Here is an 11,110-nt window from a genome sequence, read left to right on the forward strand (position 1 = left end):
ATATTTGAAAACAGGATTAAACTATAAATAATTTAACCCTGAGTTTTTTAACTTACACAGATTTTAGGATAGTGTCTCAGTATCTCATCTTAAGTCTGAGACCCTGAACTAAATTCAGGGTGACACGGTATTACTTAACATTTATCCTGTAGAACTTGTTTTATCATTTCTTTAAAGGTGAAACAAATTTATAGAGATAGCATATTAGTCAATATTTGTCATGCTGAATTTATTTCAGCATCTTGCACGAGTAGCCAAATCCTAAGCCTCAATAAAATCTTCAACTTCAAACAGCGTTTTAAAATGCTTTAAGATTTTAGATTTTACTTCCTCGATATCTACTTTTCTATTTAATTCAGCTTCCATAGAGGTAACTGCTTTTCCCTTAATTCCACACGGAATAATATTATCAAAATAACCCAAATTTACATTTGCATTCAGGGCAAAACCATGCATGGTAACCCAACGAGAAGATCGAATTCCCATTGCGCAAATTTTACGTGCAAACGGAGTGCCAACATCAAGCCAAACACCTGTTTCTCCAGGACTTCTTTCTGCTTTTATACCATATTCTGCAATGGTTAAAATAATAACTTCTTCTAAAAAGCGTAAATATTTATGAATGTCTGTAAAGAAATTTTCTAAATCTAGAATTGGGTATCCAACAATTTGTCCAGGACCGTGATACGTAATATCTCCACCACGATTTATTTTATAAAAAGTAGCTTCTTTTTCAGCCAACTGTCTTTCATTCAATAGTAAGTTACTTAGGTCTCCACTTTTACCTAAAGTGTAAACGTGTGGATGTTCCACAAATAAAAAGTGATTTTTTGTAGGGTATTTGTTCTCATTTCTACGATTATCAATCTTAACGTCAACAATTTCTTGTAATAGTTCAGTTTGATAGTCCCAAGTTTCCTTGTAATCTTTTACAGATAAGTCTTTTAATAGTATGTTTCTGTTCATCATTGCGACTACAAAGATAATTATTTCATTATATTTGATACCGATTTTATATAAATTACTGTTTATGAAAACAAAATTATTATTGTTATTTATTTTTTTGATCTTCTTTTCATCTATTGAAGTGATAAATGCTCAGACCTTTTTAAAGAAGATTGATAAAAACAGTTTTACCATTCAAGAAGATCAAATGTATTCTAAGAAAAATTTTCCAAAAGCATATCGCTTGGTTTCTATAGATGTAAATAATTTTAATTCTGCTTTAAAATCAAAATCTAGTTCTAAATCTAAACAGAAAACTATACAATTACCGAATGCTAATGGAGGTTTTTCAAGCTTTATAATACGGGAGACTTCAATTTTTGAAACCAAATTAGCACAAAAATATTCAATGATAAAGTCGTATTCTGCTCAAGGAATAGATGATCCTACGGCAGTAGCAAAAATTAGTGTTGGTACAGATGGTTTTCATGCAGTAGTGTATTCTGGCGTAGAAAAAACATTATATATAGATCCTTATTCTAAAGATAAAAAATCTTTAATCGTTTATAAAAGAAGTGATTTAGCTGCAGATAATGATAGCTTTACATGTAATGTAGAAGGGTTTGCACGTAGAAGTGTTGCAGAAACAATAAGTTTAAAAAATGCAAATGATGGAAAGTTAAGAACTTTTCGATTAGCCTTAGTTTGTAGTGGAGAGTATGCGCAATTTCATTTAACAAATCAGAATATATCTGTTGCTGCTGCAGATGAAGTTAAAAAAGCGGCAGTGCTTTCTGCAATGAATACAACCATGACTAGAGTAAATGGTATTTTTGAAAGAGATTTATCTGTAAGAATGACCATGGTTGGAGATAATGATAAATTGGTTTTCTTAGATGCTGATACAGATAATATTTCAGATACTGATGCTGATACAATGCTTAATCAAGTACAAACTATTTGTGATACTGAAATAGGAAATGCTAATTATGATATTGGACATCTTTTTAACACCGTGGGAGAAGGTTTAGCAGGTGGTGGAGTGGTTTGCACTCCAGGTCAAAAAGCACGTGGTCTATCAGGTAGGAGTCAGCCAATTGGAGATGCTTATGATGTTGATTTTGTAGCCCATGAAATGGGGCATCAATTTGGGGCAAACCATACACAAAGTAATAGCAGTTGTAATAGATTTAATAACACAGCTGTAGAGCCAGGGAGTGCTTCTACTATAATGGGGTATGCCGGTATTTGTGCACCAAACGTGCAGTCTCAAAGTGATGATTATTTTAATGCAGTTAGTATTGCAGAAATGTGGAATATTATCAGTTCTACTGCAAATTGTGCTGTGTTAACAGATACAAATAATAGTGCACCAACAGCAAATGCAGGTTTGGATTATAGTATTCCAAAATCTACACCCTTTTTATTAAAGGGAGTTGGAACAGATGCAGACGGTATTGCTAGTTTAACTTATAATTGGGAGCAAACAGATAATCAATCTGCTACAATGCCTCCACGTGAAACGAATTCTGGTGGACCAATGTTTAGGTCTTTACCATCGGCAATTAGCCCCAAAAGGTATATGCCTGCATTAGAAACTGTTTTGGCTGGTAGTACATCTTCCACCTGGGAAGTATTGCCTTCTGTAGCAAGAAAACTAAATTTTTCTTTTTTGGTAAGAGATAATCATTTTGGAGGAGGAAGTACCGCAAGAGATAATATGACAGTAACGGTAGAAGATGCAGAAGCTTTTACGGTTTTAACGCCAAGTACCGTTGTTTCTTGGTACGCAGGAACAACACAAAATATAACTTGGAATAAAGGAACAACAGATATTGCTCCTATAAATTGTAAAAATGTAACGATAAAATTATCTTTAGATGGTGGAATTACCTATCCTGTAATCTTAAAAGAAAATACCCCAAATGATGGATCTGAAAATATTGTAATTCCAGAAAATCCAACAACATCTGCCAGAATTATGGTAGAAGCAGTAGACAATATTTTTTATAATGTAAATGCAACAAATTTTACAATAAACTCATCAAAGCCAACATTTGTAATGACAAATACAAATGGAGACCAGTCTGTTTGTGATACCGGAAATAAGGCTATAAGCTATATTTTAAATTTTGATTTTATAAACGGATTTTCAGAAAATGTATCTCTTTCAGCTAGCGGTCAACCAACTGGTAGTACAGTTAGTTTTAGTCCATCAATATTAAGTGTAGATGGAAACGTAACCATGAATGTAGCTGGTTTAAATGGTGCCATAGCACAACCTTATACAATTAATGTTAAAGGTACTTCTACAAGTGTATCTGAAAATATAGATATTCAATTAAATGTAACTACTTCTAGTTTTGGTGCTTTAACTTTAATTTCTCCCGCAGATGATGCTGTAGATGTAGGTTTAAGTAGAGCCTTAAGTTGGAGTGCTGATACAAATGCAAGTAATTATAATGTACAAGTAGCAACAGACAGCGGTTTTACACGTTTATTTATTAACGAAAATGTAACTTTAAATGAGTGTTTCTTATCTGGACTTGATGTAAATACTACTTATTATTGGAGGGTAAAAGCTAAAAATACTTGTGCAGAAGGCGATTTTTCAAATACATTTCAATTTAAGACATTGGTTCCTGCTTATTGTACTTCTACTTTTACTGATGATATTGATGGAAAAGAATTTATTACCAATATAACATTTAACACGATTAATAATGATTCTGGTAATGCTGCTGTAAATGGATATGAAGATTTTACAGCTATAGAAACGAACGTGAAGAGAGGAGAAGCTCATCAAATATCAGTAACATTAGATACAGGAGGGTTTCAAGACCATGTATATGTATTTGTAGACTGGAATCAAGATTTTGTTTTTGATAAAACAACGGAAAGGTATGATTTAGGATCTGAGTCTGCAGATATAGGAGTTAAAAATTTGATGATTACAGTACCTACTGATGCCAAGTTTGGAAGCACAACAATGAGAGTTGTTATAGAATATGATGATTCTATAGGAGGTTTTGGAGATGGATCTTGTAATGCAGATCATTTAACAGAATGGGGAGAAACAGAAGATTATACTATTGTTGTATTAGGTAGCGAAATAGATGTTAACAATGTATCTGTAAAAACAACATCGGAAACCTGTGTAGATGAAAATGATGGTATTATTACAGTAAATGTATCACAAGAATTTTTAGATTATAATGTAACATTAACAAGTTCTGAAGGTACTAATGTTTCTCAGATAGTTGGTTCTAGTAAAATATTTTCAGATTTAAGTCCGGGTATTTATGAGGTTTGTGTAGAAACAGTTCAACAAGACTTTACACAATGTTATGAAGTTGAAATTGTAGAGTCTCAACCAATATCATTAAAAGCGAGTGCAAGTAAAACATCAAAAATATATTCTTTTGCTATTGATGAGGGGACAGCTCCTTTTAGTGTATTCTTAAATAATAAGCTACTAAGAACTTCTAGTGAAAAGAGTTTTGATATTGAGTTAAATGAAGGAGGCTTGTTAGAGGTAAAAACTGCGAAAGATTGTGAGGGTGTGTTTAAAACAACAATAGATGCTGTTATATTACTCCAAAATCCAGTAGTAAATTCTATTGAATTATTACTTCCTTTAGGAGTTGAAAGTGATCGTATAGAAACACTAATTTTTGATATAAATGGTAAATTAGTATTTAAACAAATGGTAAATGTTCAAGGTAATTCAATGTCCATTCCGTTTCAACAATTTGAAAAAGGAATTTATATTTTAAAATTACCAATTGCTGCAAAACCGATTAAAATATTAAAGAAATGAGAAAAGCGATAATTATTTTAAATTTATGTACTATCTGCTTTTTAGCTGTAAGTTGTTCTTCTAAGGATGATGAAAATAAAGCGCCGAGTATTGTTCAATTAGAGTATCCTACAAAAGACCTTTTGTGTATAGATCATACAATTTCTTTTAACTGGAGTGATGCTATAGACTTAGAAAATGATGCTATCGAGTATACTATTATCATAGCCAAAGACAGGCAGTTAACAGATGTTGTAGAAAACAGAACTGTTAGCGCAAGTGAATTAACAGTAACTTTAGAGAAGTCTGTAGCGTATTATTGGCAAGTAAATGCAATAGATGTAGATAATAACCAAGAAAGTAATTCTGAAATATTTTCTTTTTATACAAAAGGAGATGGAGTTACAAATTATGCGCCTTTTATGGCTGATTTACAATCGCCAGAAAATAATGGAAACGTTACTGAAGGAACTGTAGACCTAGTTTGGGAAGCATCAGATATTAATACCGCAGATACACTAACATATGAATTATTTTTTGGTGAAGATGCTACTTTAATTTCTATTGATAATACTCTTACGATAAAGTCATATTCTGTTTCTGTGGTTTCAGGAAAAACATATTCATGGCAAGTAAATGTAACAGATAATGTTGGTGCAAAATCTATTGGGCAAGTTTTTACGTTTACGGTAGATTAATAAAATATTCTTATTAAATTTAAAAAGCCTCACTAAATTAATTTAGTGAGGCTTTTTTTATTTCTAAGTTTTTCTTAACCTAAGAAAGGATATTTATAATCTGTAGGAGAAACCAAAGTCTCTTTGATCAATCTAACAGAAGTCCAACGTAATAAGTTTTGTGCAGAACCCGCTTTATCATTTGTTCCAGAAGCTCTTGCTCCTCCAAATGGTTGCTGACCAACAACAGCTCCAGATGGCTTGTCGTTAATATAAAAGTTTCCAGCAGCATTTTCTAATGCTTTAGAAGCTTTTTCTACAATATATCTATCCGTAGAAAAGATAGCACCTGTTAATCCGTATTCTGTAGATTCATCTACTAATTTTAATGAAGCTTCCCAATCTGCATCTTCATATACATAAACCGTCATCACTGGGCCAAATAACTCAGTTGTCATGGTTGCGTATTTTGGAGATTGACTAACAATTACAGTAGGCTCTATAAAGTAACCAACAGATTTGTCGTGGTTTCCACCAATAATTATTTCTGCATCTTTATCTGTTTTTGCAGCATCAATATAACTTGTAATTTTATCAAAAGAACCTTCGTGAATAACTGCATTTATAAAGTTTGAAGTATCTTCTGGAGATCCCATTTTTAACTCGCTTGCTTGTGCAATTAAATGTTTCTTAACTTCTGGCCAAAGTGACGCAGGAATGTAAGAACGAGAAGCTGCAGAACATTTTTGACCTTGGTATTCAAAAGCACCTCTTGTCATTGCTGTTGCAACTTGTAAAGGATTTGATGAATTGTGAACCCAGATAAAATCTTTTCCACCAGTTTCTCCAACAATTCTTGGATATGTTTTATAGGTATGAATGTTGTTACCTATTTGTTTCCATAATTCTTTAAAAACGTGTGTAGAACCTGTAAAGTGTAATCCAGAGAAATCTGGAGAACTTAAAACAGTATCAGAAATCATAACAGGATCTCCGTAAACAACGTTAATTACACCATCTGGCAAACCAGCTTCTTTAAATAAATCTACAATTACTTGTGCAGAATAAGCTTGATGATCAGAAGGTTTCCAAACAACAACATTACCCATTAAAGCAGCAGATGCAGGTAAGTTTGCAGCAATAGATGTAAAGTTAAAAGGAGAAATAGCGTAGATAAATCCTTCTAAAGGTCTGTACTCAACTCTGTTCCATACTCCAGGAGAAGATGTTGGCTGATCTTTAAAGATGTCCGTCATGTATTCTACGTTAAAACGGAAGAAATCGATCATTTCACAAGCAGCATCAATTTCTGCTTGATACACGTTTTTAGATTGTGCAATCATTGTTGCAGCATTCATTCTTGCTCTATAAGGTCCTGCTAATAATTCTGCAGCCTTTAAGAAAATAGAAGCACGCTCCATCCAACTTACATTAGACCAAGCCTCTCTAGCAGCTAAAGCTGTAGAAATAGCAGCATCTACATGTATTTTATCTGCTGTGTGATATTGCCCAACCACATGTTTATGATCATGAGGAGGTGTAATATTTTTAGTGTTTCCTGTTCTAACTTCTTCACCATTAATATGCATTGGCACATCAATATTGCTGTTAAACATAGCTTTATAAGTAGCTAATAATTCTTCCTTTTCAGGAGAGCCCGGAGCATACCCTTTTACAGGTTCGTTTACTGCTTTCGGAACATTATAAAATCCTCTTGACATTTGTGTGTATTTTAAGTTTTAATCGACTAATTTTGAGTTTCAAAGTTACAATTTTTGTTTCAATAATTTTAACTGAATTTTTATCTACTTTGTTAAGGAATGCATAAAGATATCGTCTAAACGTAAAGTTTATCATAATTAATTATAGAATATATGTGTACAGTAAGTTATTTACCTTTAGGCGATAATGATTTTATCTTAACTTCTAATAGGGATGAGACTCCATTAAGAAATACAATTCCACCCCAAAAATATGTAGAAAATGGAGTAGAATTAACATATCCTAAAGATCAATTAGCTGGAGGAACCTGGATTGGTTTAAGTGATAAAAGTAGACTAGTTTGCCTTTTAAATGGAGGTTTTAAAATACATACAAGAAAGAGTTCTTATAAAATGAGTAGAGGGATTATTGTAAAAAATATTTTATCTGCTGATAATGGTGTAGTTTATATAAATAATTTCGACTTTACAGAAATAGAGCCTTTTACCTTGGTTTTGGTCGATTGGAAAAATGATTTAGAAACCTACGAATTGGTTTGGGACGGAACTGTAAAACATTTTAATAAATTACCACAAGAACCTAAAATTTGGTCTTCCTCTACTTTATACACAGAAGAAATGAAAGAGATGAGACAAGTTTGGTTTTCTAATTGGTTATTAGATAATAATGAATTTCATCAAGAAAAAATAGTAGAATTTCATCAGAAAGAAAACCTAGGAACTTTAGGTACTTCTCCTAAAATGAAACGCGAATTTGTAGAAACGGTGAGCGTTACATCCGTTATTAAAAAGAATTTAGACGTTAAAATGCACTATTTAGATTTTGTAAATACACCTAAAACAATGCAAAAGCAATAAATGAAATAAAAACAACGCCTAGTGAAGTAAAAGTCATAAATAAAACATTTGCAAATAAGTATTTAAATAATGTTTTAGTAAAGCTTTGTTCGTAAAAGTTTTTCATTGCTAGAAATAAGTAGCACAAAAATAGTAATAAAAATAAGCCGATATAACTTTCTGTTTCTATAAAAATATTTAGGATATAAAAAATTGAAAGCAGCAAGAAAAAGAGCGTTTGCGTATGAAAAACAAAGATTAAATGCTCTACATAGGTAAACTTACTTCGAATGTAAATGAACTTTAAAAAGAGAGTAAATAAGGGTAGTAGTATAAATAACGCAATTGAAGAGTAAGAAAGAAATTGCTTTTTTAACTTTTTGGAAACTGTGCTATCTGTATAAATAGTATTGATTAACTGAGACCTAGAATACCAAAATTTATTTGAAAAACTTTTATGTATTTTTAAACTATCTAAAGCATCATCTACATACAGGTTAGGATGCTGTTTTTGAAACTTCAGCATTTTAACTATTTTTATTTCTTTGCCACCAACTTTAAGGAATGGCATTTTAGAAATAGTATCTTTAATAGCGGTTAATGTGGAATCTGTTTCTTTTAAATTTAAGATAGAATCCTTTTTTTGATTTTCTTTTAAATTGATATTTATAGCGTTAAAAACATCAGTATTTTTTTGGTTTTTACCGTTTCTAAAGTTGTTAAAATCGTTATAACTGTCTGTAATACCTATAATTAAAAAGAAGATAACAGAAACGGTTAAGTAGAATTTAAAAGGGTTAGAATAGCGCTGTCTTTTACCTGCAATGTAATTTTTAGAAACTTCACCTGGTTTTATTAATAGCGGAATTAATGTTTTCCAAAATTTAGCATCAAAATTAAACAAGCCATTAAATAAATGATGAATAAAGCTGTAAAAAGTAATTCTATTTCCTTTATTTTCCTGACCACAATCTGGACAAAATTTTTCTTGACCACTAAAAGGATGTCCACAGTTTAAACATGCAGGGTCTTTTATACTAATTGCTTTCTTTTTAGATTTTGCTAGTTTAATATTGCTTTCGTTGTTAGTTGAAAGGTTGGTATTATAACTTTAAATTGCTCAAAAGTATCCAAGTTTATCATGGTGTAGAAACCTTTCATGGCACCAATGTTAGATTCTAAAAAACAACCAGAACTATACGTATATGTGTCGTTTGGTTTTAGAGTTGGGGTTTGCCCCACAACACCTTCACCGCTAACAATTTCTGTATTATTAAGTGTATCGAAAATTGTCCAAAAACGATCTGTTAGTTTTACTGTTTCTGTAGATTTATTTTCAATAGTAATTACATACCCAAAAATGTGGTGCAGTCTGTTGTTTCTATAATTAGTGCCTTTATATTTAGTATCAACAGAAATTTTTATGCCTTTTGTAATTTGGTTTATCATCTATAGTAAATGTAGTTTTTTTGATTTTAAATTACAAATGATTTTTAACCTCATTTATATTTATTTAAAATTATAGTGAATATAAGGTAGGTTTTCTCACTAACAACTCATATAAATTATAAGTGTTATTAGATAGGAGCTTCCGTGTTATTCTTTTTTAGCTTTTTGTAAACTGCACTTTCGTATTATAACTGATTTTCTATTTTATATTGTGTAAAGTTTACTCGTTTACACTATTAATTACACATGTTTTACACGGATTAATTAAAGAGGTATAAAACAGGAAAATAATTAAATACTTGATTTTAAAGGTTTAACGAGTGATTGTTGTAGGGTAATTCTTCATGGCATATTTATTTCTATATACTAATCAGAAATAATAACAACCTTAAAAACTTATATCATGAAAAAATTAATTTTTACAGTAGCAGTAGCAATCTTATCAAGTGGAGTTTCAATCTCAGCAGCTAACATTAACAATAATAATCATTCTGATGAAGTAATTGTAATGACAATTAATGAAGAGTTTAAAGAAGTTGCTTTAGAAGATTTGCCAGAAGGAGTAAGTAATGCAATCTTAAAAGATTATGCAACGGCTATTATTGGAAAAGCATATGTTAATGGAAGTGAACAATACAAAATAGAACTTACTATTGATGAAACTGAAAGTGTAGTTTACGCAGATAAAGAAGGTAATTGGTTAAAAGAAGGGGATGTTGTAATAGCAGAATAAGATTTTAACAATGTAGCTAAGTAGTTACATATATAAGAATCTTTAATTACAAATAATTAATAATATTAAAAACATACAATCATGAGAAAATTAATTTTAACAGTAACCGTAGCGCTTTTAACAAGTGGAGTATCAGTATTTGCAGCAGACAATATTCATATTAACAATGCAGATGAAATTGTTATAGTAATAAATAATGACGATTTTAAAGAGATTTCAGCAAAGGAATTACCAGCAGCAGTTTCTAGCGCAATTATAAAAAATTTCCCATCAGCTATCGTTAACAAACTATATGTAAATGGTAATGAACAATATAAAATTGATCTTACTATTGATGAAACGGATGCTGTAGTTTATGCAGATAAAGAAGGGAACTGGATAGAAGATACCGATCTTATAGTAGTAGAATAAGGATAAGTTAGTGTATAGAAGTACAGTGATTAGAGGTTTAGGGATCTTTAATTTTAAAAACATTCAAACATAAAATAATATAAAAACATACAATCATGAGAAAATTAATTTTAACAGTAACCGTAGCACTTTTAACAAGTGGAGTATCAGTATTTGCAGCAAACAATATCAACACGAACAATACAGATGAAATTGTTGTAGTAGTAATGAATGATGATTTTAAAGAAATTACAGCAAAGGAATTACCAGTGGAAGTTTCTAACGCAATTATAAAAGATTTTGGAACGGCTACAGTTAACAAACTATATGTAAACAGTAGTGAACAGTACAAAATAGAATTGACTAACGATGGAGTTGAAAGTACCGTTTATGCAGATAAAGAAGGGAACTGGATAGAAGATACCGATGTTATAGTAGTAGAATAAGTACAAGTTAGTGTATAGAAGTATAGTGATTAGAGATTTAGGGATCTTTAATTTTAAAAACATTCAAACATAAAATAATATAAAAACATACAATCATGAGAAAATTAATTTTA

10 protein-coding genes are annotated in these 11,110 nt (G+C 31.0%); 6 read left to right on the plus strand and 4 right to left on the minus strand.

Going from position 1 to position 11,110, the window contains the following annotated elements; genetic code table 11:
- Positions 1–261 precede the first annotated feature (261 nt).
- Positions 262–966: a lipoyl(octanoyl) transferase LipB gene (lipB, locus tag GQS58_RS16575; RefSeq protein ID WP_166387981.1), complete on the minus strand. Its 705-nt coding sequence runs from the start codon at positions 964–966 to the stop codon at positions 262–264.
- A 64-nt stretch (positions 967–1,030) separates the two neighbouring features.
- Between lipB and GQS58_RS16580 the strand changes: the two genes are divergently transcribed.
- Positions 1,031–4,765, plus strand: a complete 3,735-nt coding sequence (locus GQS58_RS16580; protein WP_166387963.1) for a reprolysin-like metallopeptidase — start codon at positions 1,031–1,033, stop codon at positions 4,763–4,765.
- Positions 4,762–5,442, plus strand: coding sequence for a hypothetical protein (locus tag GQS58_RS16585; RefSeq protein ID WP_166387965.1), 681 nt, complete (start codon positions 4,762–4,764; stop codon positions 5,440–5,442). Before GQS58_RS16580 ends, GQS58_RS16585 begins: the two co-directional genes overlap by 4 nt.
- A 74-nt stretch (positions 5,443–5,516) precedes the next feature.
- Here the strand turns inward: GQS58_RS16585 and pruA are convergent, their stop codons facing one another.
- Positions 5,517–7,142, minus strand: a complete 1,626-nt coding sequence (pruA, locus tag GQS58_RS16590) for an L-glutamate gamma-semialdehyde dehydrogenase (RefSeq protein ID WP_166387967.1) — start codon at positions 7,140–7,142, stop codon at positions 5,517–5,519.
- Between the two features lie 153 nt (positions 7,143–7,295).
- Here pruA and GQS58_RS16595 point away from each other — a divergent pair, with 153 nt between their 5' ends.
- Positions 7,296–8,000 (plus strand): NRDE family protein, encoded by a 705-nt coding sequence (locus tag GQS58_RS16595; RefSeq protein ID WP_166387969.1) that lies wholly within the window; start codon positions 7,296–7,298, stop codon positions 7,998–8,000.
- Here the strand turns inward: GQS58_RS16595 and GQS58_RS16600 are convergent.
- Together GQS58_RS16600 and apaG are read right to left on the minus strand one after the other, a co-directional pair.
- Entirely contained in the window at positions 7,978–8,883 is a 906-nt protein-coding gene (locus GQS58_RS16600; RefSeq protein ID WP_166387971.1) for a DUF3667 domain-containing protein, read from the minus strand. The two genes, GQS58_RS16595 and GQS58_RS16600, sit on opposite strands and share 23 nt — an antisense overlap.
- 158 nt (positions 8,884–9,041) lie before the next feature.
- Positions 9,042–9,428, minus strand: a complete 387-nt coding sequence (gene apaG / locus GQS58_RS16605; protein WP_166387973.1) for a Co2+/Mg2+ efflux protein ApaG — start codon at positions 9,426–9,428, stop codon at positions 9,042–9,044.
- A 403-nt stretch (positions 9,429–9,831) separates the two neighbouring features.
- On the opposite strand from apaG, the gene GQS58_RS16610 reads away from it, so the two are divergent.
- The 3 genes from GQS58_RS16610 (at position 9,832) to GQS58_RS16620 (ending at position 10,997) form a co-directional block, all read left to right on the plus strand.
- Entirely contained in the window at positions 9,832–10,161 is a 330-nt protein-coding gene (locus GQS58_RS16610; RefSeq protein ID WP_166387975.1) for a hypothetical protein, read from the plus strand.
- An 81-nt stretch (positions 10,162–10,242) separates the two neighbouring features.
- Positions 10,243–10,572, plus strand: coding sequence for a hypothetical protein (locus GQS58_RS16615; protein WP_166387977.1), 330 nt, complete (start codon positions 10,243–10,245; stop codon positions 10,570–10,572).
- A gap of 95 nt (positions 10,573–10,667) precedes the next feature.
- Positions 10,668–10,997: a hypothetical protein gene (locus tag GQS58_RS16620; RefSeq protein ID WP_166387979.1), complete on the plus strand. Its 330-nt coding sequence runs from the start codon at positions 10,668–10,670 to the stop codon at positions 10,995–10,997.
- Positions 10,998–11,110 lie beyond the last annotated feature (113 nt).

Source organism: Polaribacter sp. 11A2H, assembly GCF_011379025.1.
Classification (GTDB): domain Bacteria; phylum Bacteroidota; class Bacteroidia; order Flavobacteriales; family Flavobacteriaceae; genus Polaribacter.